14 protein-coding genes, 4 tRNA genes and 1 rRNA gene are annotated in these 18,797 nt (G+C 65.0%); all 19 read right to left on the reverse strand.

The features are described 5' to 3' along the window. Positions 1-27: 27 nt before the first annotated feature. The 19 genes from fusA to rrf all read right to left on the reverse strand — a co-directional run bounded on the left by fusA (position 28) and on the right by rrf (position 18,785). The gene (gene fusA, locus ACXAFN_RS10035; RefSeq protein ID WP_474988373.1) at positions 28-2,148 is read right to left on the reverse strand and encodes an elongation factor G; all 2,121 of its coding nucleotides are present in this window, start codon (positions 2,146-2,148) and stop codon (positions 28-30) included. Between the two features lie 30 nt (positions 2,149-2,178). Continuing rightward, positions 2,179-2,649: a 30S ribosomal protein S7 gene (rpsG, locus tag ACXAFN_RS10040; RefSeq protein WP_474988375.1), complete on the reverse strand. Its 471-nt coding sequence runs from the start codon at positions 2,647-2,649 to the stop codon at positions 2,179-2,181. Between the two features lie 127 nt (positions 2,650-2,776). Beyond that, positions 2,777-3,151 carry a 30S ribosomal protein S12 gene (gene rpsL / locus ACXAFN_RS10045; protein ID WP_016856424.1) on the reverse strand — a complete coding sequence of 125 codons (375 nt, stop codon included), beginning with the start codon at positions 3,149-3,151 and terminating at the stop codon, positions 2,777-2,779. A 177-nt stretch (positions 3,152-3,328) separates the two neighbouring features. Then, a complete protein-coding gene (gene rpoC, locus ACXAFN_RS10050; RefSeq protein ID WP_474988377.1) occupies positions 3,329-7,546 on the reverse strand; it encodes a DNA-directed RNA polymerase subunit beta' in 4,218 nt (1,405 codons plus the stop codon). Between the two features lie 86 nt (positions 7,547-7,632). Next, entirely contained in the window at positions 7,633-11,712 is a 4,080-nt protein-coding gene (gene rpoB / locus ACXAFN_RS10055) for a DNA-directed RNA polymerase subunit beta (RefSeq protein WP_474988378.1), read from the reverse strand. Positions 11,713-11,945: 233 nt separating this feature from the next. Continuing rightward, positions 11,946-12,317, reverse strand: coding sequence for a 50S ribosomal protein L7/L12 (gene rplL, locus ACXAFN_RS10060; RefSeq protein ID WP_474988380.1), 372 nt, complete (start codon positions 12,315-12,317; stop codon positions 11,946-11,948). An 89-nt stretch (positions 12,318-12,406) separates the two neighbouring features. Then, positions 12,407-12,910, reverse strand: a complete 504-nt coding sequence (gene rplJ, locus ACXAFN_RS10065) for a 50S ribosomal protein L10 (protein ID WP_474988382.1) — start codon at positions 12,908-12,910, stop codon at positions 12,407-12,409. A gap of 271 nt (positions 12,911-13,181) precedes the next feature. Continuing rightward, positions 13,182-13,874, reverse strand: coding sequence for a 50S ribosomal protein L1 (gene rplA / locus ACXAFN_RS10070; protein WP_474988383.1), 693 nt, complete (start codon positions 13,872-13,874; stop codon positions 13,182-13,184). Between the two features lie 2 nt (positions 13,875-13,876). Beyond that, positions 13,877-14,308 (reverse strand): 50S ribosomal protein L11, encoded by a 432-nt coding sequence (rplK, locus tag ACXAFN_RS10075; RefSeq protein WP_019020553.1) that lies wholly within the window; start codon positions 14,306-14,308, stop codon positions 13,877-13,879. A gap of 92 nt (positions 14,309-14,400) precedes the next feature. Beyond that, positions 14,401-14,934: a transcription termination/antitermination protein NusG gene (gene nusG / locus ACXAFN_RS10080; RefSeq protein ID WP_474988385.1), complete on the reverse strand. Its 534-nt coding sequence runs from the start codon at positions 14,932-14,934 to the stop codon at positions 14,401-14,403. An 8-nt stretch (positions 14,935-14,942) separates the two neighbouring features. After that, on the reverse strand, positions 14,943-15,311 hold the full coding sequence (secE, locus tag ACXAFN_RS10085) for a preprotein translocase subunit SecE (protein WP_474988386.1): 369 nt from the start codon (positions 15,309-15,311) through the stop codon (positions 14,943-14,945). Positions 15,312-15,384: 73 nt separating this feature from the next. After that, a tRNA-Trp gene (locus tag ACXAFN_RS10090) sits at positions 15,385-15,460 on the reverse strand. 146 nt (positions 15,461-15,606) lie between these two features. After that, positions 15,607-15,681: transfer RNA gene (locus ACXAFN_RS10095), tRNA-Thr, on the reverse strand. Between the two features lie 13 nt (positions 15,682-15,694). Next, positions 15,695-15,768, reverse strand: a tRNA-Gly gene (locus tag ACXAFN_RS10100). Positions 15,769-15,816: 48 nt separating this feature from the next. Then, positions 15,817-15,900, reverse strand: a tRNA-Tyr gene (locus ACXAFN_RS10105). A gap of 116 nt (positions 15,901-16,016) precedes the next feature. Continuing rightward, a complete protein-coding gene (locus tag ACXAFN_RS10110; RefSeq protein ID WP_474988388.1) occupies positions 16,017-16,856 on the reverse strand; it encodes a type III pantothenate kinase in 840 nt (279 codons plus the stop codon). Beyond that, positions 16,853-17,836, reverse strand: a complete 984-nt coding sequence (locus tag ACXAFN_RS10115; protein ID WP_474988390.1) for a biotin--[acetyl-CoA-carboxylase] ligase — start codon at positions 17,834-17,836, stop codon at positions 16,853-16,855. The genes ACXAFN_RS10110 and ACXAFN_RS10115 overlap by 4 nt, the downstream gene beginning before the upstream one ends. A gap of 183 nt (positions 17,837-18,019) precedes the next feature. Further along, complete coding sequence (locus tag ACXAFN_RS10120; protein ID WP_474988391.1) at positions 18,020-18,253, reverse strand: hypothetical protein; 234 nt, start codon at positions 18,251-18,253, stop codon at positions 18,020-18,022. A 417-nt stretch (positions 18,254-18,670) separates the two neighbouring features. Further along, positions 18,671-18,785: ribosomal RNA gene (gene rrf, locus ACXAFN_RS10125) — 5S ribosomal RNA — on the reverse strand. Positions 18,786-18,797: the final 12 nt, after the last annotated feature.

An 18,797-nucleotide genomic window follows, 5' to 3' on the forward strand; every position in this document is an offset into this window, starting at 1 on the left:
CTATGACCTCTTTACGTTAGCTAACGGTTAACCGTTCTGGTTGATGACGGCTTCAACGACGCTGGACGGCGCCTCTTCGTAATCCGCAAACTCCATGGTGTAGCTTGCGCGGCCCTGGGTCTGAGAGCGCAGGTCGGTTGCGTAACCGAACATCTCAGCCAGCGGAACGGTGGCGCGGATGACCTTGCCTGAGGAGGAATCATCCATGCCCTGGACCAGGCCACGACGGCGGTTCAGGTCGCCCATGACATCGCCCATGAACTCCTCGGGGGTCACGACCTCGACCTTCATCACCGGCTCGAGCAGCACGGCCTTGGCCTTGGGTGCGCCTTCCTTGATCGCCATGGAAGAGGCGACCTTGAACGCGGTCTCGTTCGAGTCCACGTCATGGTAGGAACCGTCGAACAGCGTAACCTTGACGTCAATCATCGGGTAGCCCGCGATGACACCGTTCTGGAGCTGCTCATAGGCCCCCTTCTCGACGGCCGGCACGTATTCCTTGGGAACCACGCCGCCGACGATCTCAGAAGCGAACTTGAAGTGCATGTCTTCGTCGTCGCCCTTGTCCTCGGCCGTCAACGGCTCGATGCGCAGATGCACATGACCGTACTGACCGCGACCGCCGGACTGGCGCACGAACTTGCCTTCCTGCTCGACGCTCTTGCGGATGGTCTCGCGGTAGGCCACCTGCGGCTTGCCGATGTTGGCCTCGACCTTGAACTCGCGACGCATGCGGTCGACGATGATGTCCAGGTGCAGCTCGCCCATGCCGGAGATGATGGTCTGGCCGGTTTCCTCGTCGGTCTTGACCTGGAAGGACGGATCCTCCTGGGCCAGCTTGCCGAGGGCCACGCCCATCTTCTCCTGGTCGGCCTTGGACTTCGGCTCCACGGCCACGGAGATCACCGGATCCGGGAACTCCATGCGCTCGAGCACGATCTTGTCGGTCAGGTCGCACAGGGTGTCACCGGTGGTGACGTCCTTCAGGCCGATGCAGGCGGCGATGTCGCCGGCCAGCACTTCCTTGATCTCCTCGCGGGAGTTGGAGTGCATCTGCACGATACGGCCGACGCGCTCCTTCTTCTGCTTGACGGAGTTGTAGACGCTGTCGCCGGACTTCAGCACGCCGGAGTAGACGCGGATGAAGGTCAGGGTGCCGACGAAGGGGTCGGTGGCGATCTTGAACGCCAGGGCGGCGAAAGGCGCGCTGTCGTCGGCCTCGCGGGTCGCGATGGTGCCGTCCTTGTCGTCCAGCTCGCCTTCGATGGCCTTGACCTCGGTCGGAGACGGCATGTACTCGATGACACCGTCCAGCACCGCCTGCACGCCCTTGTTCTTGAACGCGGAGCCGCAGGTGACCAGCACGATCTCGTTGTCGAGGGTACGACGACGCAGACCGGCCTTGATGTCCTCGACGGACAGGTCGCCTTCCTCGAGGTACTTCTCCATCAGTTCTTCGGAGGCCTCGGCGGCGGACTCGATCATGTGCTCGCGATACTCCTCGGCCTTGGCCTGGAGATCGGCGGGAATGTCGACCAGATCGTAGTTCATCCCGAAGTTGTCTTCATCCCACTGGATGGCCTTCATCTGGATGAGGTCGATCACGCCCTTGAAGTCGTCCTCGGCGCCCCAGTTGATCTGGATCGGCACGACGTTGGCGCCCAGCTTGTCCTTCAGCTGGTTGAGCACCATGAAGTAGTCGGCACCGGCACGGTCCATCTTGTTGACGAACACCATGCGCGGGACTTCGTACTTGTTGGCCTGGCGCCAGACGGTCTCGGTCTGCGGCTGCACACCGGAGGAACCGCACAGCACCACGACGGCACCGTCGAGCACACGCAGGGAACGCTCGACCTCGATGGTGAAGTCGACGTGCCCCGGGGTGTCGATGATGTTGATGCGGTGCTCATCGAACTGCTTGTTCATGCCCTGCCAGAAGCAGGTGGTCGCCGCGGAGGTGATCGTGATGCCACGCTCCTGCTCCTGCTGCATCCAGTCCATGGTGGCGGCGCCCTCATGGACCTCGCCGACCTTGTGGGAAAGACCGGTATAGAACAGGATACGCTCGGTAGTGGTCGTCTTACCGGCGTCGACGTGGGCCACGATACCGATGTTGCGGTAACGCTTGAGCGGAGTCTTGCGAGCCACGATGTAACTCCCGTTGGTTGGCGATGCGATTTAGAAGCGGTAGTGAGAGAAGGCCTTGTTGGCCTCTGCCATGCGATGCACGTCTTCACGCTTCTTGACGGCCGAACCCTTGCCTTCGGCGGCATCCAGCATCTCGCCAGCCAGACGCTGCACCATGGTCTTCTCACCGCGACGACGCGCGGCGTCTGCCAGCCAGCGCATGGCCAGCGCCTGGCGGCGCGACGGACGCACCTCGACCGGCACCTGATAGGTCGCGCCGCCGACGCGGCGGGACTTCACCTCGACCATGGGCTGAATGGTCTCCAGCGCCTTGTCGAAGATCTCCAGCGGCTCTTCCTTGGAGCGATCGGCAACCCTGTCCAGCGCACCATAGACGATGCGCTCAGCTACGGACTTCTTGCCGCTGATCATCAGGTGGTTCATGAACTTCGCCAGGCGCTCGGATCCGAACTTGGGATCCGGCAGGATCTCGCGCTTGGCCGCAACTCTTCTTCTAGGCATGATAAGCCCTCTTCCGAAGGGTCCTTCAGGTAAACCCGAGACGACCGCGCGGGCGCTCGACCTTACTCTTATCAGACCGTATCAATGTCAATGTTCTATGATAGCCGTCGCCGGCGACACCCGAGGCTTACGCCTTCGGGCGCTTGGTGCCGTACTTGGAACGGCCCTGCTTACGGTTCTGCACGCCGGAGGTGTCCAGGGCACCGCGAACGGTGTGATAACGGACACCCGGAAGGTCCTTCACCCGGCCGCCACGGATCAGGACCACGGAGTGCTCCTGGAGGTTGTGGCCTTCACCGCCGATGTAGGAAGACACCTCGAAGCCGTTGGTCAGGCGCACACGGCAGACCTTACGCAGGGCCGAGTTCGGCTTCTTCGGGGTGGTGGTGTAGACGCGGGTGCAGACGCCGCGCTTCTGCGGGCAGGCCTGCAGCGCCGGCACGTCGCTCTTGGCGGCCTGGCGCTTGCGCGGCTTGCGCACGAGCTGATTGATCGTTGCCATTTATTGCTCCAAATGGGTTGCCTTGGCGGAAGCGAGTAGCCGTTCGCTTCCTGTCTTGCGGTCCTTTTTCCAGTGGCGCGGGCGCACCCGCCCCACTGTTAAAGGCTGCGCATTCTAATGGCTGACGCCACCGACCGTCAAGCGCGGCGCCCCAGGGCGCCGCGCGGACGGCGGGCGTCAGATCTCGTCGTCGTCCGAATCGAGCGCGGTGAGCTGGGCGCCCAGCTCCTGCTCGACCTCGTAGGCGGACGGCTGGAGCACGCGCTCGGCGTCTTCACGCTTGCGGCGACGCTCCGCGTGGTGGGTGAGGCCGGTACCGGCCGGGATCAGGCGTCCCACCACCACGTTTTCCTTGAGGCCGCGCAGGTAGTCGCGCTTGCCGGTGACCGCCGCCTCGGTCAGCACCCGCGTGGTCTCCTGGAAGGAGGCCGCGGAGATGAACGACTCGGTGGCCAGGCTGGCCTTGGTGATCCCCAGCAGCAGGCGCTGGTACTTGGCCGGGAATTTGTCGGTGGCCGAAAGCGCAGCGTTCTGCTCCAGCACCCGCACCAGCTCGACCTGGTCACCGGGAATGAAGTCGGAATCGCCGGCGTCGGTGATCTCGACCTTGCGCAGCATCTGACGCACGATCACTTCGATGTGCTTGTCGTTGATGCCCACGCCCTGCAGGCGGTAGACGTCCTGCACCTCGGTGGTGATGTACTTGGCCAGCTCCGCGATGCCCAGCAGGCGCAGGATATCGTGCGGGTTGCTCGGACCGTCGGAGATGACCTCGCCCTTCTCGACGGTCTCGCCCTCGAACACCGCGATCTGGCGCCATTTCGGGATCAGCATCTCGAACGGATCGCCGTCTTCCGGAGTGATCGTCAGGCGACGCTTGCCCTTGGTCTCCTTGCCGAAGCTGATGGTGCCGCTGATCTCGGCCAGGATCGCCGGCTCCTTGGGCTTGCGGGCCTCGAACAGATCGGCGACCCGCGGCAGACCGCCGGTGATGTCCTTGTTGCCGGTGGCTTCCACCGGGATACGGGCCACCACCTCGCCGACGCCGATCTTGGCACCGTCATCGACGGTGACGATGGCCTTGCCGGGCAGCAGGTACTGCACCGGGGTATCGGAACCGGACACGGTCACCGGCTTGCCGGCCTCGTCGGCCAGCAGGATCATCGGGCGCTTGTCGCGGCCGGCCATGGGACGCGCCGCCGACTCGATGACCTCGATGGAGGACAGGCCGGTCATCTCGTCCACGCTGCGGTGCATGGTGACGCCTTCGTCCATGTCCGCGTACTGCACCTGACCCTCGGCCTCGGCGACGATCGGGTGGGTGTGCGGATCCCACTTGGCCACGGTCTGGCCGGCATCCACCGCTTCGCCGTCCTTCACCGAGAGCTCGGCGCCGTAGGGCAGCTTGTAGTACTCGCGCTCGCGGCCGTGCTCGTCGGCCACGGCCAGGGCGCTGGAGCGGGACACCACCACCAGCTTGCCGTCGCCGCGTTCGACGTGCTTGATGTTGTGCAGGCGCACCTTGCCGCCGTGCTTGACCTGGACGCTGTCCACCGCGGAGGCCCGGGAGGCCGCGCCGCCGATGTGGAAGGTCCGCATGGTCAGCTGGGTGCCCGGCTCGCCGATCGACTGGGCGGCGATGACGCCCACGGACTCGCCGACGTTGACCTGGTGGCCACGCGCCAGGTCACGGCCGTAGCAGGACGAGCAGACGCCGTGGCTGGTCTCGCAGGTGATGGTCGAGCGCACCACGATCTCGTCGACGCCCATGGTGTCGAGTTCGGCGCACCAGGCCTCGTCGAGCAGGGTGTCGCGCGGGATCAGCACTTCCTCGGTGTTGGGATCGATGACGTCCTGGGCGACCACGCGGCCGAGCACGCGCTGGGCCAGCGAGACGATGATGTCGCCGCCCTCGATGACCGGGTGCAGGGTCAGGCCGTTCTCGGTGCCGCAGTCCGCCTCGGTGATGACCATGTCCTGGGCCACGTCGACCAGGCGGCGGGTCAGGTAACCGGAGTTGGCGGTCTTGAGTGCCGTGTCCGCCAGGCCCTTACGCGCGCCGTGGGTCGAGATGAAGTACTGCAGGACGTTCAGGCCTTCACGGAAGTTGGCGACGATCGGGGTCTCGATGATCGAGCCGTCCGGCTTGGCCATCAGGCCACGCATGCCCGCCAGCTGGCGGATCTGGGCGGCACTACCCCGGGCGCCGGAGTCGGCCATGATGAAGACGCTGTTGAAGGAGTCCTGCTCGACCTCGTTGCCCTCGCGGTCGATCACGCTCTCCTTGGAGATGCCGGTCATCATCGCCTTGGCAACCTGGTCGTTGGCGCGCGCCCAGATGTCGATGACCTTGTTGTACTTCTCGCCCGCGGTCACGAGACCGGAGGAGAACTGGTCCTCGATCTCCTTGACCTCTTCCTCGGCCCCCTCGACGATCTCGGCCTTGGCATCCGGGATGACGAAGTCGTTGACGCCGATGGAGGCGCCGGACCAGGTGGCCATGCGGAAGCCGGTGTACATCAGCTGGTCGGCGAAGATCACCGCGGGCTTGAGGCCGGCACGACGATACACCTCGTTGATCAGCTTGGAGATGGCCTTCTTCTTCATCGGCTGATCGATCAGCTCGAAGGGCACGCCGTCGGGCAGGATGCGGAACAGCAGCGCGCGACCCACGGTGGTGTCGTAGATCCTGCGGGTCTCGCTCGTCTCGCCGGACTCCTCGTCGATCACCAGCTCGTCGAGGCGCACCTTGACCCGGGAATGCAGCGCCACGCTCTGGGTGCCGAAGGCGCGTTCGACCTCGTTGAGGTCGGAGAACACCATGCCCTCGCCCTTGGCGTTGATCTTCTCGCGAGTCATGTAGTACAGCCCCAGCACCACGTCCTGGGACGGCACGATGATCGGCTCGCCGTTGGCCGGTGACAGCACGTTGTTGGTGGCCATCATCAGCGCCCGGGCCTCGAGCTGGGCCTCCAGGGTCAGCGGCACGTGCACGGCCATCTGGTCGCCGTCGAAGTCGGCGTTGTAGGCGGCGCACACCAGCGGGTGCAGCTGGATCGCCTTGCCCTCGATCAGCAGCGGCTCGAAGGCCTGGATGCCCAGGCGGTGCAGGGTCGGCGCGCGGTTGAGCAGCACCGGGTGCTCGCGGATGACCTCGGCGAGGATGTCCCAGACCTCGGGCAGCTCGCGCTCGACCATCTTCTTGGCGGCCTTGATGGTGGACGCCTGGCCGTTGTACTGCAGCTTGGAGTAGATGAACGGCTTGAACAGCTCGAGCGCCATCTTCTTCGGCAGGCCGCACTGGTGCAGGCGCAGGGTCGGGCCCACGGTGATGACCGAGCGGCCGGAGTAGTCGACGCGCTTGCCCAGCAGGTTCTGACGGAAGCGCCCCTGCTTGCCCTTGATCATGTCGGCCAGCGACTTCAGCGGACGCTTGTTGGAGCCGGTGATGGCCCGGCCTCGGCGACCGTTGTCGAGCAGCGCGTCGACCGCTTCCTGCAGCATGCGCTTCTCGTTGCGCACGATGATGTCCGGCGCGTTGAGATCGAGCAGCCGCTTGAGGCGGTTGTTGCGGTTGATCACGCGACGGTACAGGTCGTTGAGGTCGGAGGTCGCGAAGCGACCGCCGTCCAGCGGCACCAGCGGACGCAGGTCCGGCGGCAGCACCGGCAGCACTTCCATGACCATCCACGCCGGATCGTTGCCGGAGCCCTGGAAGGCTTCCAGCAGCTTGAGCCGCTTGGACAGCTTCTTGATCTTGGTCTCGGAGTTGGTCTGCGGGATCTCCTCGCGCAGGCGCTCGATCTCTTCCTCGAGATCGATGTCCTTGAGCATGGCCTGGACGGCCTCGGCGCCCATGCGGGCGTCGAAGTCGTCACCGAACTCCTCGAGGGCCTCGAAGTACTGCTCGTCGTTGAGCAGCTGGCCGCGCTCGAGGGTGGTCATGCCCGGATCGACGACCATGAAGCTCTCGAAGTAGAGCACGCGCTCGATGTCGCGCAGGGTCATGTCCAGGAACATGCCGATGCGCGACGGCAGCGACTTCAAAAACCAGATGTGGGCGACCGGGCTCGCCAGCTCGATGTGGCCCATGCGCTCGCGGCGCACGGCGGCCTTGGTGACCTCGACGCCGCACTTCTCGCAGATGATGCCGCGATGCTTCATCCGCTTGTACTTGCCGCACAGGCACTCGTAGTCCTTCACCGGGCCGAAGATCTTGGCGCAGAACAGCCCGTCGCGCTCCGGCTTGAAGGTACGATAGTTGATGGTCTCGGGCTTCTTGACCTCGCCGAAGGACCAGCTGCGAATCATGTCCGGCGACGCCAGGGTGATCTTGATCGCGTCGAACTCGTCGGACTGAGACTGCGATTTGAGGACTTTCACCAAATCTTTCATGGGTCGGCTCCGTTGCGGAGTTGTCATGGGCGGGGGCGCGCACGCCCCCGCGGACCGTCATTACTGCGAAGCGCCTAGCGGCCGCCTCAGCTCTCCAGTTCGATATCGATGCCCAGCGAGCGGATTTCCTTCACCAGCACGTTGAAGGACTCCGGCATGCCCGCCTGCATGGTGTGGTCGCCATCCACGATGCTCTTGTACATCTTGGTGCGGCCCTCCACGTCGTCGGACTTGACGGTGAGCATCTCCTGGAGGGTATAGGCGGCGCCATAAGCTTCCAGGGCCCAGACCTCCATTTCCCCGAAGCGCTGACCACCGAACTGCGCCTTGCCGCCCAGCGGCTGCTGGGTCACCAGGGAGTAGGAGCCGGTGGAACGCGCGTGCATCTTGTCATCCACCAGGTGATTGAGCTTCAGCATGTACATGTAACCCACGGTCACCGGGCGATCGAAGGCATCGCCGGTACGCCCGTCGTAGAGGGTCATCTGGCCGGAGTCCGGCAGGTCGGCGAGCTTGAGCAGGTGCTTGATCTCACCCTCGCGGGCGCCATCGAACACCGGCGTGGCCATCGGCACGCCCGCCTTGAGGTTCTTGGCCAGGGCGATCACCTCGTCGTCGCCGAGGGAGTCCAGGTCCTCGACCCGGGTGCCACTGGTGGAATTGTAGACCTCGCCCAGGAACTCGCGGAGCTGGGCGACCTGCTGCTCACGGGCGTCGCGCAGCATGTGTTCGATCTTCACCCCGAGGCCGCGGGCGGCCATGCCCAGGTGGGTCTCGAGGATCTGACCGACGTTCATCCGCGACGGCACGCCCAGCGGGTTGAGCACCACGTCGATCGGCTCGCCGTTGTCGTCGAACGGCATGTCCTCGATGGGCATGATCGCCGAGATGACACCCTTGTTACCGTGACGACCGGCCATCTTGTCGCCCGGCTGCAGGCGGCGCTTGATGGCGAGGTAGACCTTGACGATCTTGAGCACGCCCGGCGCCAGGTCATCACCCTGGGTGAGCTTGCGCTTCTTGTCCTCGAACCGCTCGTCCATCTCCTTGCGGCGCTGCTCCAGCTGCTCGTCGGCCTGGGCCAGCAGCTCGTTGAGGGCCTCGTCCTGCATGCGCAGCTTGAACCACTGCTGACGCGGCAGCTCCTCGAGGTACTCGTCGCCGAGCACGTCGCCCTTCTTGAGCTTGGGTCCGCCGTTGACGGCCTGGCCGGACAGGGTGCGCTGCAGGCGCTCGAAGGTCGCGTCCTCGGCGATGCGGTAGGTCTCCTGGAGATCCTTGCGCACCTCGTCGAGCTGCATCTGCTCGATGGACAGCGCCCGGGAGTCCTTCTCCACGCCGTCGCGAGTGAACACCTGGACGTCGATGACGGTGCCCTTCATGCCGGTCGGGGCACGCAGGGAGGTGTCCTTCACGTCGGAGGCCTTCTCGCCGAAGATGGCACGCAGCAGCTTCTCCTCCGGCGTCAGCTGGGTCTCGCCCTTGGGCGTGACCTTGCCGACCAGGATGTCGCCCGCGCCGACCTCGGCGCCGATGTAGACCACGCCCGCCTCGTCCAGCTTGGCCAGCGCCGACTCGCCGACGTTGGGGATGTCCGAGGTGATCTCCTCGGCGCCCAACTTGGTGTCGCGGGACACGCAGGTCAGTTCCTGGATGTGGATGGTGGTGAAACGGTCTTCCTGGACGGCCCGCTCGGAGAGCAGGATGGAGTCCTCGAAGTTGTAGCCGTTCCACGGCATGAAGGCGATGCGCATGTTCTGGCCCAGCGCCAGGTCACCCATGTCGACGGACGGGCCATCGGCCAGGATGTCGCCGCGCGCCACGTTGTCGCCGGGGCGCACGATCGGACGCTGGTTCTGGCAGGTGTTCTGGTTGGAGCGCAGGTACTTGGTCAGGTTGTAGATATCGACGCCGGCCTCGCCGCCGATGATCTCGTCCTCGTTGACCCGCACCACGATGCGCTTGGCATCCACCGAGTCGATGGTGCCGCCGCGCCGCGCCACGGCGCAGACGCCGGAGTCGCGGGCCACGAAGCGCTCCATGCCGGTGCCCACCAGGGGCTTCTCGGCGCGCAGGGTCGGCACGGCCTGACGCTGCATGTTGGCCCCCATCAGGGCGCGGTTGGCGTCATCGTGCTCGAGGAACGGGATCAGCGCCGCGGCCACGGACACCACCTGGCGCGGCGAGACGTCCATCAGGGTGACCTGCTCGGGGCGCATGAAGGTGGTCTCGCCGCGGTGGCGGACCTGCACCAGGTCGTCGACCAGCTTGCCGCCCTCGTCCACGGTGGCCGAGGCCTGGGCGATGACGAAGTCGCCCTCCTCGATCGCGGAGAGATGCACCACGTCGTCGGTCACCTGGCTGCCCACCACCTTGCGGTACGGGGTCTCGAGGAAACCGTAGCTGTTGGTGTGGCTGTAGGTGGCCAGCGAGTTGATCAGGCCGATGTTCGGGCCTTCCGGGGTCTCGATCGGGCACAGGCGGCCGTAGTGGGTGGCGTGGACGTCGCGCACCTCGAAGCCGGCCCGCTCGCGGGTCAGGCCGCCCGGGCCGAGGGCGGAGACGCGGCGCTTGTGGGTGACCTCGGACAGCGGGTTGTTCTGGTCCATGAACTGCGACAGCTGGGAGGAGCCGAAGAACTCCTTCACCGCCGCGGCCACCGGCTTGGCGTTGATCAGGTCCTGGGGCATCAGGCCTTCGCTCTCGGCCATGGAGAGGCGTTCCTTGACCGCGCGCTCGACGCGCACCAGGCCCACGCGGAACTGGTTCTCGGCCATCTCGCCGACGCAGCGGATGCGGCGGTTGCCCAGGTGGTCGATGTCGTCGACATCGCCGAAGCCGTTACGGATGTTGATCAGCTCGCCGAGCACGTCGAGGATGTCGCGCTGGTCGAGCACGCCGGCCCCGGTATCGCTGTCGCGACGCAGCCGACGGTTGAACTTCATGCGACCGACGCCGGACAGGTCGTAGCGGTCCTCGGTGAAGAACAGGTTGTTGAACAGCGTCTCGGCGGCTTCCTTGGTGGGCGGCTCGCCGGGGCGCATCATGCGGTAGATCTCGACCAGCGCCTCGAGCTGCGACCCGGTGGTGTCCAGGCGGAGGGTGTCGGAGATGAAGGGACCGCAGTCGAGGTCGTTGGTGTACAGGGTCTCCAGGCGGGTCAGGCCGGCCTGGCCCAGGGACTCCAGCAGCTCCGGGGTGATCGCGGTGTTGCAGGCGCAGATCAGCTCGCCGGTGTTCGGGTCGACCTGATCCTTGGCCAGGGTCTTGCCGAACAGGTAGTCCATCGGCACCTCGAGGCGCTCGAGGCCGGTCTTCTCCAGCTGGCGGATGTGCTTCTGGGTGATCCGGCGGCCCTCCTCGACGATGACGTTACCCTCGCCATCCTTGATGTCGAAGGTCGCGGTCTCGCCGCGCAGGCGCGACGGCACCAGCTCCACGGAGAAGCCGGACTTCTCGATGTGGAAGGTGCTGGTCTCGAAGAACTCGTCGAGGATCTCCTCGGCGCTCATGCCGAGCGCACGCAGCAGCACCGAGGCCGGCAGCTTGCGGCGACGGTCGATGCGCACGAAGACGTTGTCCTTCGGGTCGAACTCGAAGTCCAGCCAGGAGCCGCGGTAGGGAATCACCCGGGCGGAATACAGGAGCTTGCCGGAGGAGTGGCTCTTGCCCTTGTCGTGATCGAAGAACACGCCCGGGCTGCGGTGCAGCTGGGAGACGATGACACGCTCGGTACCGTTCACCACGAAGGTGCCGTTCTCGGTCATCAGGGGGATCTCCCCCATGTAGACTTCCTGCTCCTTGATGTCCTTGATCGCCTTGTTCGACGAATCCTTGTCGTAGATGATCAGGCGGACCTTGACGCGCAGGGGGGCCGAGTAGGTGACGCCACGCAGCTGGCACTCCTTGACGTCGAAGGCCGGAGTGCCGAAACGGTAGCTGACGTATTCCAGGGCGGCATTGCCGGAGAAGCTCTCGATCGGGAACACCGAGCGGAAGGCGGCATGCAGGCCGACGTCGAGACGTTCTTCGGGTGAGCGATCCTGCTGGAGAAAGTCGTAATAGGAATCAAGCTGGATGGCCAGCAGGTAAGGCACATCCATCACTTGGGGCAGTTTGCCGAAATCCTTGCGGATGCGTTTTTTCTCAGTGTATGAGTAAGCCATCTGTATTCCCCAGCTTGTTCACCATGGGTGACCGATGCGTGTCGGCGCCACCCGACGGATGCGGCTCCGTCAGGCGCTGACGGCAAGCCTCCACAGGGAGGCTCGCCGTCGGAATTCGGCTGGCGGGGGCCCGGAGGGCGAACCGCCTAGCGACAACAGAAAAAGGCCGGCAGCGGGTGTCCCGCCACCAGCCGTGGAAGCTTACGCAGCGCGTGAAGCCGTGGGCACAAGGATTACTTGAGCTCCACGCTCGCGCCGGCTTCTTCCAGCTTGGTCTTGGCTTCTTCGGCGTCTTCCTTGGACATGCCTTCCTTCAGGGTGGCCGGAGCACCGTCGACGGCGCCCTTGGCTTCCTTCAGGCCCAGGCCGGTGATCTCGCGGACCGCCTTGATGACGTTGACCTTCTTGTCGCCAGCGCCGGTCAGCACCAGGTCGAACTCGGTCTGCTCTTCGGCGGCAGCGGCTTCACCGCCACCCGGGCCGGCCACGACGGCGGCAGCGGCGGTCACGCCGAACTTCTCTTCCATCGCTTCGATCAGCTCGGCGACTTCCATCACGGACATGTCGGCGACGGCGTTGATGATGTCTTCTTTGGTCAGTGCCATTTTCACGTTCCTAACTTTGCGGGAGCCTCGGCAGGCCGATGGCTCGGTGATTCAATGTTCGATTCGCGCGTGGAGGTCGAGTTCGCCGTTCAGGCGGCCTCGCCTTCCTTCTGGTCACGCAGCGCGGCGAGGGTACGAACCAGCTTGCCGGCGGAAGCCTCCTTCATGACGGACATCAGCTTGGCGATGGCCTCGTCATAGGTCGGCAGGCTTGCCAGGCGGTCGAGATCGCTCGCCGGGATGAACTCGCCTTCGTATGCCAGCGCCTTGACTTCGAAGTCTGCCTCGTCCTTGCCGAACTCCTTGAACAGGCGGGCGGCGGCGCCCGGATGCTCGGTGGAGAAGGCCAGGAGAGTCGGACCCACGAAAGACTCGTTCAGGCACTCCCACTGAGTGCCTTCCAGGGCGCGGCGTGCCAGGGTGTTGCGGACAACACGGATCTGCACGCCATTCTCGCGAGCCTGCTTGCGCAGGTCGGTCATCTTGCTGACCGAAACGCCGCGAGAATCGGCAACGACGACGGAGAGAGCATCCTTGGCCGCTTCACTGACCTCGGCAACAATGGCCTTCTTGCCTTCGAGTGCTAGTGGCACGGTGATCACTCCTTCGTGCCGGAATCTCCGCAGAGGATTCCGGTGGTTACCATCTCCCTCGACCGGCCCCGTGGGGCCTGGACGAGGGTCCTGGGTGATGGTGCTCACCAGATATCTGGCGGCCACACCATCTGCGCAGGCGGCCCCGAGGGACGATTAAGCCGCTTCCCGTAGCGAAGCGGCGCCTGCGGTCTTTGACGGTGCCCCGCCGGCTCTCGTCGAACCAAGCACGGGGACCGCAAAGTCTCTTGCTACTGTGTCGACGTCGGCGTTACACGAACGCGGAATGGTCGACGGTCAGCCCCGGGCCCATGGTGGTGGACAGGGAGACCTTCTTGAAATACACGCCCTTGGAAGTGCTCGGCTTGAGCTTCTTCAGGTCGGCGATCAGCGCCTCGAGGTTACCGCGGATGGCGGTAGCGTCGAAGTCGACCTTGCCGAGGGTGGCGTGGATGATGCCGTTCTTGTCGGTACGGAAGCGCACCTGACCGGCCTTGGCGTTCTTAACGGCGGTGGCCACGTCCGGGGTCACGGTGCCGACCTTGGGGTTCGGCATCAGGCCGCGCGGACCGAGGATCTGGCCCAGCTGGCCGACGACGCGCATGGCGTCCGGCGATGCGATGACCACGTCGAAGTCGAGCTGGCCTTTCTTGACCTGCTCGGCCAGGTCGTCCATGCCGACGATATCGGCACCGGCTTCCTTGGCGGCTTCTTCGTTGGCACCCTGGGTGAAGACGGCGACACGCACGTCCTTGCCGGTACCGTTGGGCATGACGGTGGCGCCACGCACGACCTGATCGGACTTGCGCGGATCGACGCCGAGATTGACGGCGACGTCCACGGACTCATTGAACTTGACGGTGGACAGCTCGGAGAGCAGGGCCACGGCCTCTTCCAGGGAATAGGCCTTGTTCGGGTCGACCTTCTCGCGAATCTGCTGCGCGCGCTTGGTGAGCTTAGCCATGATCAGAGGCCCTCCACGTTCAGGCCCATGCTGCGGGCACTACCGGCAATGGTACGCACCGCGGCGTCGAGATCGGCAGCCGTCAGGTCCGGCTCCTTGGTCTTGGCGATCTCTTCGAGCTGCTCGCGGGTCACGGTACCGACCTTGTTCTTGTTCGGCTCGCCAGAGCCGGACTTGATGCCAGCCGCCTTCTTCAGCAGGACCGCCGCGGGCGGGGTCTTGGTGATGAAGGTGAAGCTGCGGTCGGAATAGACGGTGATGACCACGGGAGTCGGCAGACCCGGCTCGATGTCCTGGGTCTCGGCGTTGAACGCCTTGCAGAACTCCATGATATTGACGCCGTGCTGACCCAGCGCGGGGCCCACGGGGGGACTCGGATTGGCTTTACCGGCTGCGACCTGCAGCTTGATGTAAGCCTGGACTTTCTTGGCCATGATTTACTCCAGATGGGTGATAGCGCCTTGCGGCTCCCCGGTGAAGGCGACCGCCCGGCGGTCGCCACGTAATCTCGTCGCTCGCGAGGAGCTTATTCCTTCTCGACCTGGGCGAACTCCAGCTCGACCGGCGTCGAGCGCCCGAAGATCAGCACGCTGACCTGCAGGCGGCTCTTGTCGTAGTTGACTTCCTCGACCACGCCATTGAAGTCGGCGAAAGGCCCGTCGATGACGCGCACGGACTGCCCCGGCTCGAACAGGGTCTTGGGGCGCGGCTTCTCGGTGCCGTCCTTGACCCGGCTGAGGATGGCATCGGCCTCCCGCTGGGTGATCGGGGCCGGCTTCTCCTTGGTGCCGCCGATGAACCCCATGACGCGCGGGGTCTCGTTGACCAGGTGCCAGGTCGCGTCGTCCATCTCCATCTCGACCAGCACATAGCCGGGATAGAACTTGCGCTCGCTCTTGCGGCGCTTGCCGTCACGCATCTCGACGACTTCTTCGGTCGGCACCAGGATCTCGCCGAAACGGTCCTCCATGCCATACATCTTCACGCGCTCCCCGAGGGAGCGCATGACATGCTTCTCGAAGCCGGAGTAGGCGTGAACGACGTACCAACGCTTGGACATGAAGACTCCTAACCAATGACGCCGGACATCGCCCAGCCAAGAAGCGTATCGATGAGCCACAGCATCAACCCCACCACCAGCACGGCCGCCAGCACGATGGCGGTCGTCTGAATGGTCTCGGGGCGAGTCGGCCACACGACGCGCTGAATTTCCTTCTTGGCACTGCGGGCCAGCTCCAGCAGATCGCGCCCCTTGGCGGTCGTCAGCGCCACCAGGGCCGCCGCCACACCGAGGACGACGACACCAAGCACACGATAGAGCAACGCCTGGTCGGCAAAGTAGGTGTTGCCGACCACGGCGAGAACCAGAAGAATGACGACAACCGCCCACTTGAGCCCGTCGTGGCGCGACTCCTGCACCTCGGCGTTATGTTTCATGAAAACGAGACTCCTCAAGGCGCGGCAATCGAAACGTGAAAAACACAAGAAATCTCACCAGCCTGGGGAAGACTGGCAGGCCAGGAGGGAATCGAACCCCCAACCTGCGGTTTTGGAGACCGCTGCTCTGCCAATTGAGCTACTGGCCTGTTGCTTCCGCGACCACCCTTTGCGGGAGGCCTCAGCGACAGCGGGCGCCATCATAGCGGATACCGCTCTGCCTGGCAACCCCTTCTCCGGCACACGAACACCGGGAAGAAAGAGAAAAGGCGAGCCGAGGCTCGCCTTTTCGATGTGGAGCTCATGGACGGACTTGAACCGTCGACCTCACCCTTACCAAGGGTGTGCTCTACCCCTGAGCTACATGAGCAAAACTGCTAGACTGGAGCGGGCAGCGGGGATCGAACCCGCATCATCAGCTTGGAAGGCTGAGGTTCTACCATTGAACTATGCCCGCCTACCCACTCTTCTTGCCACCACCCGCCTCGACGAGCGCGGCGAAACCTGGTGGAGGGGGAAGGATTCGAACCTTCGAAGCTTTCGCGGCAGATTTACAGTCTGCTCCCTTTGGCCACTCGGGAACCCCTCCAACTGGCGATGTATTCTACCGCCTGCGTTCTCGATGTCAAGTGATTGTTTTCTCAATCATCTTGGCCAGAGGTCGTGCCGCGGCACCCTTGCCTCTTCGGAACGCGGCGCATTGTGTCAAAGCAGGGTGGAGAATGCAAGTCCCGCACGAATCTTTTCCAATGACACCGGCCTCGGCACCCTGGGCGCCCCCGACATGCGACCGGCGCGCTCGGCGGCCGTGAGCGGAAAGCACGCCTCCAGCCCGCCATAGACCATGTCCGGCCAGACCGCGTGGGGGATATGGATCCCCCGCGACACGACACGGGCGTCGCCACCGGTCAGCAACATCGGCAGCGCGACCTTCTCTCGATCGCACACCTCGCTGTAGATGCGATTCACGGCACTCACCGCCGCCATGTAGATCCCATGATTGACGGCTTCCACCGTCCGGGTCCCGGGGGCCAGCAGCTCATCGGCTTCGCTGTCGGGGTCGATCGCCACGTTGCGCGTGCCGAGCTTCAGGCTTTCCTTCATCAGCCGGAGTCCCGGCAGGATGTAGCCCCCCAGATGCCGCCCGCCCGGCAGCACGAAGTCCACGGTGATGGCGCTGCCACAGTCGACGCTGCAGCAGCCGCCGGCCAGCTGGTACCCGGCCAGCACGCCCAGCCAGCGATCCACCCCCAGCCTGCCGGGCTCCTGATAGCCGTTGCTGACGCCCAGCGCCTCGGGCTCCGAGCGCGCCACGTGGACATGGCGAACCTGCCGATGCAGCAGGTCGACGGTGCGGGCCAGCACCGCCCGGCGCGCCACGCTCGAGATTCTCACCGCCTCGACCACGTCCAGATCGGGAATGTCGGCCCCCGGGCGCCACTCCTCCCGGGTCCAGACCGCCCCCCGGGAGCGGATCTCGCTGCTGACGGCGTCCTTCAATCGCCACTTCGATAGCGTGTTGCCGATATCGAGGTCCAGAATCATGCCCGTCCCCGCACGCTGATTTCCCCTCCGGCGAGCGCCACGCGACCGGCGTCGCCGGTCACCCAGAGGTTACCCGCCGCATCCACGCCCTCGGCAATCGCCGTCTCCCGACGCTGCCCGCGAATGACCTCCACTTCGCGACCGCTGAAGGCGTGTCGCGCATTCCAGGCGTCCCGCCAGGCACCGAAGCCCTGCTGTTCGAACCCGGCCAGCAGCGGCATCAGGGCCTCCAGCAGCTCCACGGCCAGGCGATTGCGCGACAATTCCGGGGCCTGGTCGCGCACCGCCGCGACCGGCTGCTCGATCCCCGCGCGGAAGGCCTGCGGCAGGTCGACGTTGATGCCCATCCCCACCACGATCTCGCAGGGACCGGCGGCATCCCCACTCAATTCGACCAGGATCCCCGCCAGCTTGCCCCACTCGCCGGCCGGGGTGGCGAGCAGCACGTCATTGGGCCACTTGAGTCCCGGCCTTACGCCATGGCGCTCCAGGACCTCCGACAAGGCCACGCCGACGGCCAGGCTGAGCCCCTCCAGGGCCGCCACGCCCGACTCGACCCGCCAGCCCACCGAGAGCATCAGGGTCCGCCCCCAGGGCGTCACCCAGGTGCGCCCTCGGCGCCCCTTGCCGGCGCTCTGCTGCTCCACCAGGCAGACCTCGCCATGCCCCGCCCCCTGTTCGAACCGCTCGCGCAGGAACTGGTTACTCGACGGCAGTGTTTCCTCGACGAACAGGCGGCTCACGTGCTGGCGCGCGTCTCGCGACAGCCCGGCGACGATGGTGGGGCCATCGAGCAGCTCCATGGGCTCGGCCAATCGATACCCCTGCCCTTTCACCGCCTCCATGGGAATTCCCAGCGCTTCCAGCTTGCGCAGCTGCTTCCAGACCGCCGCTCGGGACACCCCCAACCGCTCGCCCAGCTGCTCGCCGGAATGGAACTCGCCATCGCTCAACAGGCGGATCAGGTCACCAATGGTCATGCACACGCCCCTGACGGGAAAAAGCCACATTCTAGCGGAACTCCCTCTGCGCCGGAAATCCGGGCACTCAGCCACGTTAACCCGACCGACCGCTCTGCTGGCTCGCGTCACGCAGCATGTGCACGAAAAAGGCCGGGCTTGCGCCCGGCCTTCTGTGGGATGGTTTCCTTGGGAGCCGTCGACTCAGTACTCCGATTCCGCCTCGTCGGCGGCCTCCTCGACGTTCTCGCCCATTTCCTCGACGGCCTCCCCGGCCTCGTCCATGGACTCGTCGACGTTCTCCCCGGCCTCTTCCATGGCCTGATCGACGTTTTCCCCGGCCTCTTCCGCCGGCCCTTCCTCTTCACAGGCGGCCAGGCCCAGGGCCGTCATGCCGATGAATGCCGCCAGGGCGAACTTGCGCTGCATGCCTGTCATGTCGTCGTCTCCTCCTGAGATGTTTCGCTTTCCAAGTCGTGGTCCCCACAGGCTAGCCGTACTTAGCGCAACAGACCAGGGGTAGCGTGCCCTGACCGACATTCACCTGTCTCCCCAAGGCGACACACGCGTCGACCTCTCGCCCTGGCGCTCCGCGACTCTCCAGGGGAACACCCCTGGCAGCCATATCCCCTATCGCCCAGACATAAAAAACCCCGGGCCATTCGGCCCGGGGTTTCTCGGTGCAGATGCCTGACGATGATCGGGCCGGCCCTGCGGCGGCCGGCGCCCCGATGCTCTCCGGGGAAGCTCCCCGGCCCCAGGCCGCCCGCCATGCAGCCTGTCTGCTGACGGATCTTTTCGCCCGGGCATGAAAAAACCCCGGGCCTATGGGCCCGGGGTTTTCTCGGAATAGATGCCTGACGATGACCTACTCTCGCATGGGAACTCCCACACTACCATCGGCGCTGAGCGGTTTCACTGCTGAGTTCGGCATGGGATCAGGTGGTTCCCGCACGCTATGGTCGTCAGGCGAAAAAGGGCA

Source organism: Halomonas sp. ABH4_019 (assembly GCF_056159885.1).